Source organism: Streptococcus suis (genome assembly GCF_002960625.1).
GTDB lineage: Bacteria > Bacillota > Bacilli > Lactobacillales > Streptococcaceae > Streptococcus > Streptococcus suis_T.
Genome location: NZ_POJH01000028.1, coordinates 1 through 16943, shown reverse-complemented (window position 1 = coordinate 16943; position 16943 = coordinate 1). Strand labels below are relative to the sequence as shown.

17 protein-coding genes are annotated in these 16943 nt (G+C 41.9%); 4 read left to right on the top strand and 13 right to left on the bottom strand.

Going from position 1 to position 16943, the window contains the following annotated elements; all coding sequences use genetic code 11:
- The first annotated feature begins 29 nt into the window (after positions 1 to 29).
- Complete coding sequence (locus tag C1G49_RS04985) at positions 30 to 671, top strand: redox-sensing transcriptional repressor Rex (RefSeq protein WP_105124849.1); 642 nt, start codon at positions 30 to 32, stop codon at positions 669 to 671.
- 42 nt (positions 672 to 713) lie between these two features.
- Here C1G49_RS04985 and radC read toward each other — a convergent pair whose 3' ends face one another.
- The 3 genes from radC to gyrA form a co-directional block, all read right to left on the bottom strand.
- Complete coding sequence (gene radC, locus C1G49_RS04980; protein ID WP_105117928.1) at positions 714 to 1394, bottom strand: RadC family protein; 681 nt, start codon at positions 1392 to 1394, stop codon at positions 714 to 716.
- Positions 1395 to 1471: 77 nt separating this feature from the next.
- Positions 1472 to 2221 (bottom strand): class A sortase, encoded by a 750-nt coding sequence (locus C1G49_RS04975; protein WP_105124848.1) that lies wholly within the window; start codon positions 2219 to 2221, stop codon positions 1472 to 1474.
- Positions 2222 to 2225: 4 nt separating this feature from the next.
- Positions 2226 to 4676, bottom strand: a complete 2451-nt coding sequence (gene gyrA, locus C1G49_RS04970; RefSeq protein ID WP_105124847.1) for a DNA gyrase subunit A — start codon at positions 4674 to 4676, stop codon at positions 2226 to 2228.
- 187 nt (positions 4677 to 4863) lie between these two features.
- Here gyrA and C1G49_RS04965 point away from each other — a divergent pair, with 187 nt between their 5' ends.
- Positions 4864 to 5847 carry an L-lactate dehydrogenase gene (locus C1G49_RS04965; RefSeq protein ID WP_105124846.1) on the top strand — a complete coding sequence of 328 codons (984 nt, stop codon included), beginning with the start codon at positions 4864 to 4866 and terminating at the stop codon, positions 5845 to 5847.
- Positions 5848 to 5886: 39 nt separating this feature from the next.
- Here the strand turns inward: C1G49_RS04965 and C1G49_RS04960 are convergent, their stop codons facing one another.
- The 9 genes from C1G49_RS04960 to C1G49_RS04920 form a co-directional block, all read right to left on the bottom strand.
- Positions 5887 to 6420: a dihydrofolate reductase family protein gene (locus C1G49_RS04960; RefSeq protein WP_105124845.1), complete on the bottom strand. Its 534-nt coding sequence runs from the start codon at positions 6418 to 6420 to the stop codon at positions 5887 to 5889.
- 146 nt (positions 6421 to 6566) lie between these two features.
- Positions 6567 to 7520, bottom strand: a complete 954-nt coding sequence (locus tag C1G49_RS04955; RefSeq protein ID WP_105124844.1) for an ABC transporter permease — start codon at positions 7518 to 7520, stop codon at positions 6567 to 6569.
- A 1-nt stretch (position 7521) separates the two neighbouring features.
- Positions 7522 to 8583, bottom strand: a complete 1062-nt coding sequence (locus tag C1G49_RS04950; RefSeq protein ID WP_105124843.1) for an ABC transporter permease — start codon at positions 8581 to 8583, stop codon at positions 7522 to 7524.
- The gene (locus C1G49_RS04945) at positions 8576 to 10111 is read right to left on the bottom strand and encodes an ABC transporter ATP-binding protein (protein WP_105124842.1); all 1536 of its coding nucleotides are present in this window, start codon (positions 10109 to 10111) and stop codon (positions 8576 to 8578) included. The genes C1G49_RS04950 and C1G49_RS04945 overlap by 8 nt, the downstream gene beginning before the upstream one ends.
- 139 nt (positions 10112 to 10250) lie before the next feature.
- A complete protein-coding gene (locus C1G49_RS04940) occupies positions 10251 to 11312 on the bottom strand; it encodes a BMP family lipoprotein (protein WP_105124841.1) in 1062 nt (353 codons plus the stop codon).
- 82 nt (positions 11313 to 11394) lie between these two features.
- The gene (locus C1G49_RS04935; RefSeq protein WP_105114814.1) at positions 11395 to 11784 is read right to left on the bottom strand and encodes a cytidine deaminase; all 390 of its coding nucleotides are present in this window, start codon (positions 11782 to 11784) and stop codon (positions 11395 to 11397) included.
- A complete protein-coding gene (gene deoC, locus C1G49_RS04930) occupies positions 11771 to 12433 on the bottom strand; it encodes a deoxyribose-phosphate aldolase (RefSeq protein ID WP_105124840.1) in 663 nt (220 codons plus the stop codon). Before deoC ends, C1G49_RS04935 begins: the two co-directional genes overlap by 14 nt.
- Before the next feature lie 14 nt (positions 12434 to 12447).
- A complete protein-coding gene (locus C1G49_RS04925; protein ID WP_105124839.1) occupies positions 12448 to 13725 on the bottom strand; it encodes a pyrimidine-nucleoside phosphorylase in 1278 nt (425 codons plus the stop codon).
- Complete coding sequence (locus C1G49_RS04920) at positions 13722 to 14312, bottom strand: class I SAM-dependent methyltransferase (RefSeq protein ID WP_105124838.1); 591 nt, start codon at positions 14310 to 14312, stop codon at positions 13722 to 13724. Before C1G49_RS04920 ends, C1G49_RS04925 begins: the two co-directional genes overlap by 4 nt.
- A gap of 112 nt (positions 14313 to 14424) precedes the next feature.
- Here C1G49_RS04920 and coaA point away from each other — a divergent pair, with 112 nt between their 5' ends.
- Together coaA and rpsT are read left to right on the top strand one after the other, a co-directional pair.
- Positions 14425 to 15345, top strand: coding sequence for a type I pantothenate kinase (gene coaA, locus C1G49_RS04915; RefSeq protein ID WP_105114818.1), 921 nt, complete (start codon positions 14425 to 14427; stop codon positions 15343 to 15345).
- Between the two features lie 58 nt (positions 15346 to 15403).
- On the top strand, positions 15404 to 15652 hold the full coding sequence (gene rpsT / locus C1G49_RS04910) for a 30S ribosomal protein S20 (RefSeq protein WP_012027069.1): 249 nt from the start codon (positions 15404 to 15406) through the stop codon (positions 15650 to 15652).
- A gap of 44 nt (positions 15653 to 15696) precedes the next feature.
- Here rpsT and C1G49_RS04905 read toward each other — a convergent pair whose 3' ends face one another.
- Positions 15697 to 16770 (bottom strand): transglutaminase domain-containing protein, encoded by a 1074-nt coding sequence (locus tag C1G49_RS04905; RefSeq protein ID WP_238595847.1) that lies wholly within the window; start codon positions 16768 to 16770, stop codon positions 15697 to 15699.
- Between the last annotated feature and the right edge of the window lie 173 nt (positions 16771 to 16943).

Genomic DNA, 16943 nt, shown 5'->3' with positions numbered 1-16943 from the left:
AATTACCTATCAAATTGAAGGAGCAACTTGTGAAAAACGATAAAAAAGCAGATATCCCACGCGCCACTGCCAAACGACTTTCTCTCTATTACCGTATTTTCAAACGCTTTTATGCTGGAAATATTGAAAAGGCTAGTTCTAAGGAAATCGCTGAAGCAATCGGTATCGACTCAGCAACAGTACGCCGTGACTTCTCCTACTTCGGTGAACTAGGTCGCCGTGGCTTTGGTTACAATGTAAAAGAATTGATGGATTTCTTTGCGGAAATTCTCAATGACAATTCGATTACAAATGTCATGCTTGTTGGTGTCGGAAATATGGGCCGTGCCCTTCTCCACTACCGTTTCCATGAGCGCAATAAGATGAAAATTGTTATGGCCTTTGAAGCCGATGATAATCCTGCAGTTGGAACGGTTGACGAAAATATTCCCATCCATGCCATTTCCGAAATCAAGGAACGCATTTTGGAAGCAGATGCCCAAACAGCAATTCTGACTGTCCCAAGTATCAAGGCTCAAGAGGTAACCGATATATTAGTCGAAGCTGGTGTCAAAGGCATTCTCAGTTTCTCTCCGATCAATTTATCGGTTCCAAAAGATGTAGTCGTTCAGTATGTTGACCTGACCAGCGAGTTGCAAACCCTGCTCTATTTCATGCGCAAGGGTGAATAATGAACAGAGGAACCGAATTCCCGGCTCCTCTATTTTTATCCTCTAAAATAGCTCACTTTCTTCCCTAAAGGAATAATAGTCCTTATTTCCTACAATCAAATGATCCAACAAGACCAGCCCTAGTGTTTCGCAGGACTTTTTTAAATTCTCTGTAAACAACAAATCGTTCCTACTTGGCTCAACGGATCCCGATGGATGATTATGAACAATGATAATGGATGTTGCCATGCATTTTACCGCGTAATGCAAGATCTCTCTTGGCTCTGCAATACTCCGATTAACACTACCAATAAAAATCGTTTTTTGGCTGATAATCTGGTTTTGCGTATTGAGATAGAGGGCAACTAGATGTTCTTGCTTTTTATCTCCAAGTTCTTGGATCATCTTTCGGCCCAATTTCTCACTGCCTAAAATACGTTCATTCAATAAAAGCTCCGACTGGTTAATCCGTTTTCCTAGCTCAATCATGGCCTTGATTTCAATTGCTTTAACACGACCGATGCCCGTCAAGCTCTGCAATTCTTCAATAGACAGCTCCCTTAGGGCAGCCAAACTTTCCAAGCGATTGAGTAGATTATTGGACAAGATAGAAACAGGCTCATTTTTGGTTCCAGTTCGGATGAAAATAGCCAATAATTCCTGATTACTCAATCTTTCTGCCCCAACTTCTAACAATCTTTCTCGTGGCAAAAGTGCCTCTTCCTTAAAATCAATTTGGTACATAAAATCCTCCTCACTTATTTTATTCGTAAACAAGCAAGAAAATGAAAAAAGACTGAGAAAATTCTCAGTCCTAAACCTTACTGACCATAATCATATTGATTATATGATTTATTAAATGAATCAAGTATATCTTGTGAGGTTTCAGTATAAGGCGTTGTTGATTCTAGCACACCTTTTACGATAATCCGTGCAGTCGCATCATAGTCTTCACAAGTTACCAATGTTACTTCTGTACGTCCTTCTACATCATCAATGACATAGACACTCTCAGGTGTAACTGTCTGCACACTGTCAATCACATAAGTATAGACATTGGTCTTATCAGTGATATAGATTTTCATACCATTCTGAGCACGGTCCAACGGGGAGAAGAGAACATCCGCCGCACCAGCTACACCAAAAATATGGTGACTAGCCAAGGCATAATTCCCTTTCCCCATTTCCTGGGTTTCCTTCATGGTTCCAGCACCATACATTAAAGATGTGTTCCCCACACCTTTGAAAATAGGTAAATTGATTCCAAGTTCTGGGATTGAAATACCTCCAATTACAGGCAACCGTTGGGCTTCCCACTGGGCCGCTAATATGGCTTCCGTTGAAATTGCCTGAACCTGTTCAAAATCAAAAGTAGTTTCTGCCTCTTTGTTTTTTTCAATGTCCTCAGCAGTGACTTTTGAAATCTGATATTTATTGGTATTCCATCCAATTATAAAATTACGGATAGAGGTGTTAAAGATGAGAGCCAGGGAAATCAAAACCAGCAGCAAAGCTAGAAGATTACGCCAAATCCCACTTTTTCCTTTTTTATTTTTAGTACGTTTTGACATACAACTACTCCTGCTCTTCTTCATTCTTAGCATCTGCAGCATCTACCAGTGCAAATGTCATAATTTTTGCCTCATCGTTTAGACGCATTACCTTGACACCCATGGTTGAACGACCAGTTTGGGAAATATTGGCAACACTTGTACGAATAATTACACCTGTATCGGTAATGACCATAATGTCCTCATCACCAGATACCGTTGTCAAACCTGCCAGAGAACCATTTTTCTCAGCAACTTTAAGGGTCTTAATCCCCTTACCACCACGACCTTTTGTTGGGTATTCACTCGCAGGAGTACGCTTACCATATCCTTTATCTGTCAAAACAAGGACTTCCTGTTCATCTGTAATCATAGTCGCGCCGATCAAATGGTCGCCTTCGCGTAACTTGATACCTCGAACACCTGCAGCAGTACGTCCCATATTCCGAACATCTGTTTCAGTGAAGCGAACAGAGTAGCCAAGTTTAGTCCCCATTATAACATCCGCATGGCCATTTGTCAAGAAAACGTTAATCAGCTCGTCATCTTCTTTCAAGTTCAAGGCCTTAAGACCACTTTGACGGATGTTGGCAAATTCTGAAACGCTAGTCCGCTTGACCACACCTTGACGGGTTGCGAAGAAAAGATAGCTATCTGCTTCTTGATCCTTGGTCACATTGATAATGGTTTGAATGGACTCATTTTCTTCCAACTTGAGCAAGTTGACAACCGGCAAGCCTTTAGCCGTACGGCCATACTCTGGAATTTCATACCCTTTCAAGCGATAAACTCGACCTTTGTTGGTAAAGAACAAAAGGCGGTCGTGCGTACTAGTTGAAACTAATTCACGCACAAAGTCATCATCCTTGACGCCAGTTCCTTGAACCCCACGTCCTCCACGCTTCTGAGCCTGAAATTCATCTTGTGCCAAACGCTTGATGTAACCTTGGTTTGACAGAGTAATCAAGACATCTGTTTCCTCAATCAAGTCCTCATCTTCAAGAGAAAGAACTTCTCCGACCATCAATTCTGTACGGCGTGGGTCTGCATACTTGCGTTTAACTTCATCCAATTCTTCCTTGATAATCATCACAACACGCTCTGGCTTAGCTAAAATATCTGCCAAATCAGCAATCAAAGCAATCAGTTCATCATATTCTGACTGAATCTTATCACGCTCCAAGCCTGTCAACCGACGGAGGCGCATATCAAGAATGGCCTGGCTCTGACGTTCAGAAAGGTCAAATTTCTCCATCAACTCAGCCTGGGCAATTGCGTCGGTTTCAGAGTTACGGATAATTCGAATGACCTCATCAATGTGGTCAAGGGCAATCAGCAAGCCTTCCAAGATATGAGCACGCGCCTCTGCTTTTTCTTTATCGAATTGCGTACGACGAGTGACTACTTCCTTCTGGTGTTCAATATAAGATTCTAAAATCTGACGGACAGAAAGAATTTTCGGCACCCCGTTTTGGATGGCCAACATATTGAAACTGAAATTAGTCTGCAACTGAGTTTGCTTGAAGAGATTATTCAAAATAACATTGGCAGAAGCATCGCGACGAACTTCGATGACAAATCGCACACCCTCACGGTTGGATTCATCCCGAACAGCTGTAATTCCATCTATACGCTTCTCTTGAACTAATTTGACAATATGCTCTTGTACCTTGGACTTGTTAACCATGTATGGAAACTCAGTAACGACAATGCGCTCTCGGCCGTTTCCATACTCTTCAATCTCTGTACGAGAACGAAGGGTAATAGAGCCATTACCTGTCTCATAGGCACGGTGGATACCTGATTTCCCCATGACCAAGGCACCAGTCGGAAAGTCTGGCCCAGGAAGGACTTCCATGATTTCCCGAGTTGTTACCTCTGGATTGTCCATCACCAGCTTCACAGCTTCGATGGTTTCGCCCAAGTTATGTGGCGGAATGTTGGTCGCCATACCAACGGCAATACCAGTCGTACCATTAACCAAAAGATTAGGAAAACGGGCTGGCAGAACCTCCGGCTCACGCTCACTGGCATCATAGTTGTCCGCAAAATTTACCGTGTTCTTGTTAATATCACGGAGCATTTCCAAAGCAATCTTGCTCATACGAGCCTCTGTATAACGCTGGGCAGCGGCTCCGTCACCATCCATAGAACCGAAGTTTCCATGGCCATCAACTAGCATATGGCGATAGCTCCACCACTGCGCCATACGAACCATGGCATCATATATGGCCTTATCCCCGTGCGGATGGTATTTACCCATAACATCCCCTGTGATACGGGCAGATTTCTTATGAGGTTTATCTGGTGTAATCCCCAACTCATTCATTCCGTACAAAATACGGCGATGAACAGGCTTGAGACCATCACGCACATCTGGCAAAGCACGTGAAACGATAACACTCATCGCATAGTCGATGAAGGAAGATTTCATCTCATTTGTCAGGTTTACCGTTACTAAGTTTTTATCTTGCATCTTATGCCTCTTTCAACAGTCATTGTGCCTCTATTATACCATATTTTACGACAAAACTCTTTATTGAAAACTATCATGTAAACATTTTCAAAGTCCCTTTCACAAGTGACAAAATGTATAAAAAGTGCTAGAATGGTAGATGGTTGGGATGATATCATCCCCAAATAAAACTAAGGAGATGTTTAGAATGACTGCAACTAAACAACACAAAAAAGTTATCCTTGTCGGTGATGGTGCCGTAGGTTCAGCTTATGCTTATGCCCTTGTTAACCAAGGTATCGGTCAAGAATTAGGTATCATCGATATCAATAAAGACCGTACACAAGGTGACGCAGAAGATTTGAGCCACGCATTGGCCTTCACTTCACCTAAAAAAATCTACTCTGCTGAGTATTCAGATGCTCACGATGCAGACCTAGTTGTTTTGACAGCTGGTTTGCCACAAAAACCAGGTGAAACTCGTCTTGAATTGGTAGAGAAAAACCTTCGTATCAACCAACAAATCGTTTCTGAAATCGTTAACTCTGGTTTCAACGGTATCTTCCTTGTTGCTGCTAACCCAGTTGACGTATTGACTTACTCAACTTGGAAATTCTCAGGATTCCCTAAAGAGCGCGTTATCGGTTCAGGTACTTCTCTTGACTCAGCTCGCTTCCGTCATGCTTTGGCTGAAAAAATCGGTATCGACGCACGTTCTGTTCACGCCTACATCATGGGTGAGCATGGTGACTCTGAATTTGCGGTATGGTCACACGCTAACGTTGCTGGTGTGAAATTGTACGACTGGTTGCAAGACAACCGCGACATCGATGAACAAGGTCTTGTTGACTTGTTCGTATCTGTTCGCGATGCTGCTTACTCTATCATCAACAAAAAAGGTGCTACTTACTACGGTATCGGTGTTGCTCTTGCTCGTATCACAAAAGCAATCTTTGACGATGAAAATGCTGTTCTTCCATTGTCTGTATATCAAGCAGGTCAATACGAAGGTGTTGAAGATGTCTTCATCGGTCAACCAGCTATCATCGGTGCACACGGTATCGTTCGTCCAGTAAACATCCCATTGAATGATGCTGAATTGCAAAAAATGCAAGCATCTGCTAAACAATTGAAAGACATCATCGATGATGCTTTCGCAAACCCAGAAATTGCTGCTGGTGTTAAAAACTAAGATATATAGAAAAGGTGAACCCATTGCGGTCCACCTTTTTTATTTCCGAATGTCATAGCGCAACATAGCAATGCCTTCTGTAACTGTAGTTTCTACCAAGGTCAACTTCTGCTCATCTGAAAGCTTATCAAAGAGCGAAATCCCATCTCCTAAAATAGTCGGAATGATACCGATAATGAAATGGTCAATCAACTTGGCTTCCAAACAAGTCTGTACCAACCCTGCACCACCAAAAAGCCAAATATCCCCGCCTTCTTCAGCTCGCAATCGCTCAATTTCTGCAACAATATCCTGCACAAATCGAACATTGTCATAATCCGTCTGTGCCCTACGACTAGCGATAATAAATTGCTTATTCTGATAGCCCTCAATCATTTCCAAAGGACAATCCTCTAACGATTTTCGCCCCATGATGACTGTATCACAAGCACTAAAAAAAGCAGGATTATCAAATTGCAGGGCAGTATCATATTGATTTGTTCCATGCCCTTCTATCCAATCATAGCTTCCATCTGTTCGGGCAATAAAACCATCCAAACTCATGGCAATGTTTAGCACCAAACGTCTAGTCATATCTATCCTCCTAGCCTAATTATCAATTATCCAGTATACCATAAAAATATAAAAAAATAGCTTAGAATAGCCTTGTCAGAGACCTACATTCTAAGCTATTTAATCTATTCAAATCTCAATTAGATGGAGATTTTTATCCAACCACCTTACTTGGATTTAATATAGTTAATACCGTCTGCTTTTGGTGCGACTGCTTTTCCGAAGAAAGCAGAGAGGGCAACTACTGTGATAAGATATGGGGCGATTTGAAGATAGACGGTTGGGATATCTTTCAAACCTGGAAGCTGACTTCCAACTACTGCCAAACTTTGAGATAAACCAAAGAAGAGACTGGCTAACATAGCACCGATTGGATTCCACTTACCAAAGATAACTGCGGCCAAGGCGATGAAACCTGAACCCACGATAGTTGTTGCCGAGAAGTTAATGTTTACGGATTGGGCACTTACGGCACCACCAACACCACCAAGGAAGCCTGCAATCAATACCCCAGCAGAACGCATTGCATAAACATTGATACCAAGCGTGTCAGCAGCCTGTGGGTGTTCACCAACTGAACGAAGACGAAGTCCAAACTTGGTCTTATAAAGGATGAACCAAGCCAAGAATGCCGTTGCAATGGCAACATAACCCATCAAACTCGTATTCTTGAAGAAAATATCTCCAATAACAGGAATATCAGCTAGGATAGGGAATGAAAACTTACCAAATGACTGAGTGATACTATCTGTTTGACCCTTGTTGTAAATAACTTTTACAAGGAAGACGCCTAGGGCTGGTGCTAAGAGGTTCAATACCGTACCAGATACAACGTGGTCTGCACGGAGATAAATCGTTGCTACCGCATGAATTGCAGCAAATAGGACACCTGCTAGCCCTCCAACAAGAATAGCTAGCAATGGAGTTGTTTTACCGAATGTTTCAGCAAACTCAATGTTGAAGACAACGCCGGCAAAGGCCCCAATAACCATGATACCCTCCAAACCAACGTTTACAATACCGCCACGTTCAGAGAAGACACCACCAAGACTGGTAAAAATCAATGGTGCTGAGTAAATCAACATCTGCGAAATGAGTAAGGCAAGAATTGAAATATTCATCTTATTTCGCTCCTTTCGCTTTATTTTTGGCTTTAAGCAACTGCTCAAAGATAAATTTCACACCGATAAAGAAGATGATAGACGCTGTAACAACGTTGATCAATTCAGGTGGAATTTGGGCACGAACCATACCTGGTGCACCAACAGAAAGGACACCAAAGAGGAAGGCCGCCAAAGGAATTCCCAGTGGTGAGTTTGAAGCCAAGAGGGCAACAGACATACCATTGAAACCAATATCCAAGTTACCACTTTGAATGTAGACATTTTGGAAGGTTCCAAGACCTTGAATAGCACCTGCAAGACCTGCAAGAGCTCCTGAGATAACCATTGAAAGAATAATAGTACGTTTAGCTGACATACCTGCGTAGTCAGAGGCTGTTGGGTTCAAACCAACTGAACGAATTTCAAAACCAAGGGTTGTCTTGGTTAAGAGGAACCAAATAACCACTACGGCAATGATTGCAAAGAAGATACCCAGGTTCATACGGGAATTATCTGTCAATGCACGCAACCATTCCATTTGATAAGAAGCGTTGGCTGAGACGTTGATGGTCGAATCCGTATTCTTCATCAAATTATCTGCAAATACTTCACGAATGATATAGTTACATGAGTAGAGCAAGATGTAGTTCATCATGATGGTGACGATAACTTCACTGGTTCCAAGGTAGGCACGCAAAATACCTGGAATAGAACCTGCAATACCACCAGCGACCATAGCGATGATGACTGTTGCTAGAATAAGAATTGGACGAGGCATATCAGGATTTGACAAGGCAAACCACCCTGCAAATACCCAACCAACATAGGCTTGACCAGGCAAACCAACGTTGAAGAAACCTGCACGACTAGCTACAGCAAAACCTAATGCAGTGAAGATTAGCGGTGCCATGGCACGGAAGATTTCTCCGATTGATTTAATATTACCAAAGGCTGAATAAAATAGTTCTTCGTAGCCCCAAATTGGGTCGTAACCGAAGACAAGCATGATGATGGCACCTAGCAACAGACCAGAAAATACTGCCAAAAATGGAAGGGCCACATTGTGATATTTCTTAGGCATGACTTTCTCCCTTCTCTAATTTTCCGCCTGCCATCAAGACACCAAGCTCCTGCTTGTTTGTTGTCGCAGGATCTACGATACCATGGATGGTACCATCGTGAATAACGGCAATACGGTCTGAAACATCCAAAATTTCATCCAATTCAAAGCTGACTACAAGAACTGCCTTGCCCTTGTCACGCTCTGCAATCAAACGTTTACGAATGTATTCGATAGCACCAACGTCCAATCCACGAGTTGGCTGGCTAACGATTAGAAGATCTGGGTTACGGTCAATCTCGCGGGCGATAATGGCTTTCTGCTGGTTACCACCTGACAAGGCCTTAGAAGGTACTAACTCACTAGCACCACGTACATCAAACTCTTCCATGAGTTGACGAGCCTTTTCATTGATTTTATTGTAGTTCAGAATACCATTCTTAGAGTTTGGCTCTTTATAGTAGGTCTGTAGGGCAATGTTTTCTGCGACAGACATTTGCAAGACCAAACCATCGCGGTGACGGTCTTCTGGAACGTGGCTGACCTGCATTTCAGTGATTTTACGAGGTGTTTTCCCGACAATTTCTTCACCTTTAATGGTAATAGAGCCAGATTTAACCTTACGCAAGCCTGTAATAGCTTGGATGAGCTCGCTCTGTCCATTTCCATCGATACCAGCAATACCAACGACTTCCCCAGCCCGAACATCAAGGTTTAGTCCTTTAACAGCTGGAATACCACGGTTTTCATTTACTACCAAATCCTTGATAGAAAGGATAACTTCTTTAGGATTTGAAGCAATTTTCTCTGTTTTGAAGGATACAGAACGTCCAACCATCCACTCCGCCAAATCTTCGTTGGTTGCACCTGCTACATCTACTGTTTCAATAGATTTACCACGGCGAATAACAGTTACACGATCTGCAACGGCACGAATTTCATCCAGCTTGTGAGTAATCAGAATGATAGACTTACCTTCTTCAATCAATTTCTTCATGATTTTAAGAAGCTCTGCTATTTCCGCAGGTGTCAAAACGGCTGTCGGCTCATCGAAAATCAAGAGGTCTGCACCACGGTAGAGGGTTTTCAAAATCTCTACACGTTGTTGGGCCCCAACAGAAATATCTGCTACTTTTGCTGTCGGATCAACTTCAAGACCATAACGCTCTGACAATTCCTTGATTTCAGTAATGGCTTTTTTGAGGTCAATCACACCACCCTTAGTCGTTTCCGAACCAAGAATGATATTCTCCGCAACTGTGAAAGCATCAACCAACATAAAGTGTTGGTGAACCATACCGATACCCAGATGGGCAGCTTTAGAAGGTGAGTCAATTGATACAACCTCACCATTGATTGCAATTTCTCCGCTGGTAGGCTCCAAAAGACCTGCCAACATATTCATAAGAGTTGATTTACCAGCACCATTTTCACCGAGAAGGGCGTGGATTTCACCTCGTCTGACATGTAAGTTGATGTGGTCATTCGCTACAAATTCACCGAAAATTTTGGTGATATTGCGCATTTCAATGACATTATCCCTAGTCATAATCTTCTTCCTTTCTGACTATCATTTTTGTCAGTAAAACCTACCAGACACTGATAGGCTTTACTGAGAAAAATTCTCAGCTCCGAAAAGGGCGACCGATTTCAGCCGCCGATTCGGAAAAAACAATAATTGTTTGTTTTTATGGTTTTTCTGGAACTTCAACCTTACCATCAATGATAGCTTGTTTTGCTTCAGCAATAGCTTTTGAAGCATCTTCTGAAAGGTTAGTTTCAGCTAATTCTACACCTTTATCTTTCAATGAGAATTGAACTACAGTACCACCAGGGAATTCTCCTGCAACAGCTTTAGTTGCGATGTCTTTTACAGCAGTACCAACTTCTTTGATTGTAGAAGCCAATACGAAGTTAGAAGCTTTACCATCTTTAGATGTGTACTCACCTTCTGCTGATTGGTCACGGTCAACACCGATAACCCAAACTTTATCAGCTTCGTTACGAGTTTCGTTTTCAGCTTTTGCTGCTGCGAATACACCGTTACCAGTACCACCTGAAGCGTGGAAGATTACGTCAGCACCTGCAGCGTATTGAGCAGAAGCCAATGTTTGACCCTTAGCAGCATCACCGAATGAACCTGCATAGTCAACTGTTACTTTAATATCGGGGTTAACAGATTTAGCACCAGCTACGAAACCAGCTTCAAAACGGTCGATTACGACACCTTCCATACCACCGATGAAACCTACGTGGTTAGATTTTGTTGATTTAGCAGCTGCAACACCAGCCAAGTAAGATGCTTGGTGATCTGCGAAGCCTACGCTCACAACGTTATCAAGATCTGGAACAACAGAGTCAACGATTACATAATGTGTATCTGTGTTGTTTGGAGCTACTTCAGCGATTGCAGATTCCAAGGCAAAACCGATACCGAATACAAGGTTGTAACCACCTGATACAGCTGAATCAAGGTTTGTTACGTAGTCAGATTCGCTAGCTGATTGGAAGTAATCATAGCCATTACCTTTTTCAAGACCAGCTTCTTTACCCCATGCAGTCAAACCTTCCCAAGCTGATTGGTTGAATGAACGGTCATCAACACCACCGATGTCAGTAACGATTGCAGCTTTTACTGATGACTCAGCTGATTCGCTACTTGATGAGCTATTTGATGTACGGCTACCGCAGGCAGCAAGAGTAAGTGCTGCAAGTGATACAACACCCAAACCAACAAGTTTCTTGTTCATTTCTGAACCCTCCTAAAAAATTCTTTGGCAACATGTCGTTGCGATGATAAATGGTTTCAGTCTTAACGACTGGCTTACAAACTTAGGTCAAGTCTGTAAAAGAGTATGGAAGTAATTCCCCGACTGTCATCTCGACTGTCGATTTATCTTTAGCGACCAAGGTCACTTTTAGATCCTGTTCAAAAAATTCTGCCATCACCTGACGGCAAGCTCCACAAGGGGAGATTGGCTTTTCTGTTTCACCATAAATGACGATTTCAGAAAAATCAAGAACTCCCTCTGAAACAGCCTTAAAAATGGCTGTTCTCTCTGCACAGTTTGTCAACCCAAAACTGGCATTTTCAATATTTACTCCAGTAAATACTTGGCCGTTTTTGGCAACCAAGACTGCACTTACTGGAAAGTGGGAATAGGGAACATAAGCATGGCGGCTATTTTCCACGACCAAATCAATCAGATTAGTAGTCTCCATCCGCCTTTTCTCCCTTCATGATTGCAACACCTGATGAAGCACCAATACGAGTTGCACCTGCTTCGATAAAAGCAATGGCATCTTCATAAGAACGAGCACCACCAGAAGCTTTAACACCCATCTCAGCACCAACTGTTTTTCTCATAAGAGCAACGTCTTCAACAGTTGCACCACCCGTTGAGAAACCAGTTGAAGTCTTGACAAAATCAGCACCAGCTTCTTTTGATAGTTCACAAGCTTTTACTTTTTCCTCATCCGTCAACAGACAAGTTTCGATAATGACTTTGACAAGCTTATCGCCACTAGCAGTAACAACAGCCTTAATGTCCTCTAAGACCAAATCGTAGTTTTTAGATTTTAAAGCACCGATATTGATGACCATATCAATTTCATCAGCACCATTTTCAATAGCATCCTTGGTTTCGAACGCCTTAAGAGCTGGGGTATTGGCACCCAAAGGGAAACCGATGACGGTACAAACTTTTACATCGCTGTCTTTCAACTCTTGAGCTGCATAAGCCACCCAAGTCGGATTGACACAGACACTGGCAAAATCATATTCTTTGGCTTCTGCCAAGATTTGTGCAACTTGTTCTTTACTGGTTTCTGGCTTTAAAATGGTATGGTCGATATATTTATTCAGTTTCATACTTTCTCCGTACATTAAGAAATAATTTCAATAATTTCTTTCGTTTTTACACTATCTTTATCTATTTTAACATTTTTCTTGAAATTTGTAAGCAAATTTTCCGAAATATTTTCATTTGCGTAAATTGTTGCGATTTTTTCTCCCTTGGCAATCACTTCTCCGACTTTTTTATGGAAAACAATGCCTGTTTCATAGTCCAAATCATCTGTCTTCACAGCCCGACCAGCTCCAATTCTCATAGCAAATAGTCCGAATTCCAAGGCTGGAAGTCCAACAATATAGCCGTCTTCATCTGCCAAGACATCTACTTGATGTGAAACCTGAACTGGACGATACAAGTCTTCCAAATCACCACCTTGTGCGACAACCATCTCTTCAAATTTCTTGAGGGCAGCTCCGTTTTCGATATGCTGACGGACTTCTTCTACTGTTTTTTCAACATTTGCCAAGCTGAGCATAATCTGAGCCAATTCACAGATGAACTCGGTCACATCTGCTCTACCTTTACCCTGAAGAATGTCCAAGGCTTCAAGAATTTCCAAACGATTACCGATGGAAGTGCCTACTGGCTGGGACATGTCTGTCAAAACAGCCACTGTCTTACGACCGACAGCTTTTCCAAGGTCAACCATGGTACGAGCCAAGACACGCGCGTCTTCGATGTTCTTCATGAAGGCGCCTTCGCCAACAGTAACATCAAGAAGAATGGCATCCGCACCCGCCGCAATCTTTTTAGACATAACCGAACTGGCAATCAGCGGAATGATATCCACCGTGGCAGTCACATCACGCAGGGCATAAAGCAATTTATCTGCCTTAACCAGATTATCCGATTGACCGATAACAGCCACACCCGTTTCTTGAACTTGTTTAATAAAATCTTCTTGGCTCACTTCGATTTGGTAACCCTTGATAGACTCCAGTTTATCCAGAGTACCACCTGTGTGCCCCAAACCACGTCCACTCATCTTGGCAACAGGAACACCAAAACTTGCCACAAGCGGTGCCAAAATCAAGGTAACCTTGTCACCTACACCACCAGTCGAATGCTTATCAACCTTGACACCTGCAATTGCCGAAAGGTCAATTTCTTCTCCAGAATGCACCATAGCCATGGTCAAGTCTGAAATTTCTCTTGTAGACATCCCTTTAAAGTAAATGGCCATTGCCAGGGCAGACATCTGATAGTCTGGAACACTACCGTCTACATAGCCATCAATCAACCATTGGATTTCTTCAGTAGATAACTCCAAGCCGTCACGTTTTTTCTGAATTAAATCAACTGTTCTCATTCTTTCACACTTTCAAGGATGTAATAACCCTTATCTTTTTTTATAATTTGGCAATTTCCAAACACTTCTTCCATCCGTTTTTTTGCGCTTGGTGCCCCCTGTTTCTTCTGGATAACAATGGTCAGGCTTCCACCGTCAACCAAATGTTCCTTAGCACCTGTAATCACTTCATGCACAACGGACTTGCCTGCCCGAATAGGAGGGTTGGAAATGACATAATCAAATTGCCCCTCTACTTGTTCATAAACATTAGATTGAAAAATAGTGGCTGACACACTATTCTTGGTGGCATTTTTCTCAGCTAACTCCAAGGCTCTGCTATTGACATCAATCATCGTAACATCTAAGTCATAGACTTTTGCTAGGGTCAATCCCAGAGGTCCGTAGCCACAACCTACATCCAAGAGGCTTTTTCCCTTCGCTAGTTCAAGGGAATTCAAAAGCACCTGACTTCCATAATCAACCATTTTCTTACTAAATACACCGGCATCTGTTAAGAAAGTCATCGGAGTATCCAGCAAGCTGACACGGAGTTCATGAATATCATGTGCTGCACTTGGATTCTTTTCATAATACATATTAGACATACCCTGATTATACCATTTCTTAAAAACGTTTTCAAGAGTTTTGCAAGATTGGAAAATATGTTAAAATGTAAGTATTATGTAAAACGCTTACTTCTATTAGAAAGAATAAACTATGAAGAATGAATTTTTAAATTTTGAAGAAATCGACCGGAAAACCTGGCAACAGCTCCATCGGAAGACCACTATTCCCCTGAGCCAAAAAGAGCTCAATTCAATCAAGAGTTTCAATGACCGAATCCAACTGCACGAAGTTTCTGATATTTACCTTCCTCTTATCAACCTCATCCATATTTATCGAAAGGCTAGAAAGGACCTTAATTTCACCAAGAGCCTCTTCCTGCAAAAATCCATCAAGCCTCAGCCTTTTATTATCGGTGTTTCTGGTAGTGTGGCCGTAGGAAAATCTACAACCAGCCGCCTGCTTCAAATCCTAATCGCCCGCACCTTTAAACACGCCAAGGTTGAATTGGTCACAACAGATGGCTTCCTCTATCCAAATGCCATTCTGGAAGAGCGGCAGATACTGAACAAAAAAGGATTTCCAGAGTCCTATGATATGGAAAAATTGATTGATTTCGTGGATAAGATAAAAAATGGTTATGATTGTCAAATCCCTGTCTATTCTCATGAGATTTATGACATCGTACCTGATCAGCTTCAGGAAATTAAGGCCCCTGACTTTCTCATTGTCGAGGGGATCAATGTGTTTCAAAATCCACAAAACCAGCGCCTCTATGTCAGCGATTATTTCGACTTGTCAATATACGTTGATGCCGATGTAGAACATATTGAAACCTGGTACCTAGAACGTTTCCAAAAATTATTAACTCTAGCAAAGAATGATCCCAACAACTACTACCATCGTTTTACTCAGATGACCTATCCAGAAATCATTGCCATTGCCCAAAATACTTGGAAAAATATAAACCTAGCTAATTTGGAAAAGTTCATCGAACCTACCCGAAACCGTGCAGACATTATTCTCCATAAGGCTGATAACCATGAGATTGATAAAATTTATCTAAAAAAATAAATTTCACTTGTCAAAACCTATCTTTTCAGATATAATGGTATAGTTAGTACAAGAAAGGGTGGAGGTGAAACCATTGGCAAACATTAAGTCAGCTATCAAACGCGCTGAATTGAACGTTAAACAAAACGAAAAAAACTCAGCACAAAAATCAGCTATGCGTACTGCAATCAAAGCATTTGAAGCTAACCCATCTGAAGAGCTTTTCCGCGCTGCTAGCTCAGCAATCGATAAAGCAGAAACTAAAGGTTTGATTCACAAAAACAAAGCAAGCCGCGACAAAGCACGTCTTGCATCAAAACTTGCTTAATAAAAAAAGAAACCTTCGGGTTTCCTTTTTTTATTCTCTCATACTCACCAACCTGTCACTTCAAATGTATAGGTCTGGTTATTATAGTAGTACTGATAGGTATAGACATACCCCAGGGCATCAAAGAGGGAATTGTTATCACTTCCTGCCAGGTTTACCATTTCCTGCAAAGCTTGCTGGTTTGCAAATTGCAGAAAAATCCTCTCTGCTCCCTGCTCTTTCTGCTGACGAACACTTTCTAAGATAGCTAGCTCATCAAAGCTTGGGAAATAGGCTCCCATCTGCATATAATAATTAAGGGAATTGTCTTGAGCAGATGGATAGGCCAAGGGCCTTGACTGAAAAGGGTATTCCTTGCCCCAGTAAGTCAGTAAATCACTATCAGCCTTTCTACTTCTATTTAAAAATTCATCCGTAACACAGAGATAGTCATAGGAAATATCTGATTTCGCTTGACCACCCATGGCTTCTTCAAAGACAGGATCACCCCAGGTCGTGTCAATACCGTAGTACTGACCATCAATCTGAACCAGGTTCCATGCATGGCCGATTTGGTTTCCCTGCTCACTATTGGCCATTCCACTCACATAGATACAATCTATACCAGCTAATTTACATAAATACTGAAAGGTTCGACTATAGCCTGCACATACAGATTTCTGTTCAAGAAGAACACTAGTAATGCCCTGTTCTTTCCAAGAAAGACTGTCATTGGACAGGGCCTCTAAATCATAGTCAGTTTGTTTGATAATGGTTTCGTAGAAAAACTTGACCATCTCATAATCTGAACCCTTGGGAGCCTGTTCGATAATAGTTCGGGCAAGATTTTCAAGTTGCCGACTGACTTGCTCAACATCATCAGGATAGGTAGGATTTGATAAGTCTGAAAAACCAATGCCATCAACCATGGCATCCGTTAACCAATAGTATTCTGGGAAATCATTGGCAACAGAAAAATAGACACGAGTATAGGTTTCCTGGTTGACCGAATCAATCTCAATCCTGCTTTCTCTTTTTCTCAAGCCATTAACAAATTGGAGATAGACACGCCGTTCCCTGTCTGTATCCAACTCTTGAAAATAAAAATTCCCCGCAACTTCTTCCCTTAGTGCAGACAATTCTGCCTCACGTTCTTTTTTCTCCTGAACAAATTCAAATTGCAGGTCTTTTAGTTTGTCTGGTAAATTCTCAAAGTAAGTTCTAGTTCCCGTCCATCTAGAAGTTACTCTGAGAAAACTGCATAAAACCAACAGAATTTAGTCTCAGACTAAGTTCTGTTTTTGCCTAAAAT